The sequence below is a fragment of the Candidatus Kapaibacterium thiocyanatum genome (assembly GCA_001899175.1).
Classification (GTDB): Bacteria; Bacteroidota; Ignavibacteria; order Kapaibacteriales; family Kapaibacteriaceae; genus Kapaibacterium; species Kapaibacterium thiocyanatum.
Genome location: MKVH01000010.1, coordinates 1 through 1642, shown reverse-complemented (window position 1 = coordinate 1642; position 1642 = coordinate 1). Strand labels below are relative to the sequence as shown.

Annotated in this window: 1 protein-coding gene; it reads left to right on the top strand. The window is 49.6% G+C overall.

Annotated elements, in window-relative coordinates; genetic code table 11:
- Position 1: 1 nt before the first annotated feature.
- Entirely contained in the window at positions 2-970 is a 969-nt protein-coding gene (locus BGO89_00015) for a hypothetical protein (protein ID OJX59585.1), read from the top strand.
- Positions 971-1642: the final 672 nt, after the last annotated feature.

Sequence of the window (1642 nt, the reverse complement as noted above, 5' to 3'; positions counted from 1 at the left end):
GATGAACACGCGGATCATCACGCGTGCAGCAGGAGGAACGAAGGAGATCGTCTTCACGGATCATCTTGGCAGCACGGTGCAGGTACGTCGCGGCACGCCGGAATACGGTGCGGACCAGCGTGCGTACACGGCCTTCGGCGAGGACGTGAATCTTCCGAACGAAGCGCTGATGGGTCGTATGGGCTACATCGGCCGTGAGACGGACAACGAGAGCGCACTGGGCTTCTACGGCGTCAGGCAGTACGATGCGGGGTATGGGAGGTTCCTGTCCGTGGATCCACTGTGGAACAAATACACCGCACTGACGCCGTATCAGTATGCTGGGAACAATCCGATCACGAACTATGACAACAATGGGCGCGAGATTATCCCCATTGGAACGGAACAGGAGCAGATGCGCCTCATGGAGTATGTCGATTGTGCGATCGAGTTCTTTGCCGAGAATGGAGCCTATGAGGCTGCTGCGACCCTCTTAGCTGCTAAGAACATCAAAGATGTCAAGATCAAGTTCCGATTTACCACACACGACCGGTCGCATGAGTACCCAATCATGGGTGCGAATGGTAGATGGCAATATCCTCCGTCATTCAACCCGTATAATAATACCTTATCTTGGAACCCAACCGTTGGTTCTGTTGTTGATAATGCCCTGATTTCACCATATGAGCTTCTTCTCCATGAGTTTAGTCATGGAGTGAGATCTTTTTTGGATGAAGCCCAGTACTTCGTTGATATTGATGAGGAGAAGAGCCATGATCCCCAGTATGATAACGTAGAGGAAAGGCGTGTTATTCTTGGTATCGAAACAAGGACGGCCCGGATACTTCATAGGCTATTGGACTCAAGTAGGCCATCGCGATCCAATCATCGTGCTGAGGTTCGTAAGGTTGCAAAGCCAACAGATACTCCGGACGTAAGCAAAACAGACGGACAGGAAGCGAGTAAAAGCGACTCAACAAAAAAGGATTAAGTAGTGAAAGCCATTTTGAGTGTATTCGTGATGCTAGTGCTGCTGACCTCTTGTGGAGGGGCTCGACACACTGGTGTGAAATCCGGTGATGATGGGTTGTGCCTAGACTGTTATTTTCTAGGAACTTACCCCCTCACTGCTTACTTTACAACCAGCCTATCCAAGCGAGACACTTCATTGTACCTTGCACATAGCAGGGATACAGATCAAGTTCGAGTTCGTCATGTTTTGAATTTGCTGGATCAATGCCAACGACTTGATCAATCAGATCCCGCTAGAATACATACATACTGTACCATATCCAGACACGGGCAAGAGATCGGACGAGTAGGTATTCCTCCAATGAGGCTGGTTACGCCAAGTAGTATTAAGCTATACTGGAACGGCTACTTCTGCGATTGTCAATGGGAGGTCTTTCCTCTACTAGTCCAAGGGTTCGAGCCCGCATATCGAGATACAATTCTTGACTACATTCAAGGGGGAACACTCAATAGGGGTGTCCCAAGGTAGTGATCATCCCCCCATCTAGTTGACAGTGGCTCGATCTCATTTCCGATATTACGGAGGAGGTTACCATGACAAACCCGAAACGCAGATAACGGTACGATGAAGCATTCAAACGCGAGGCAGTAGCCCTCGTGATAGAACAGAAGCTGCCCTATACGCGAGCAG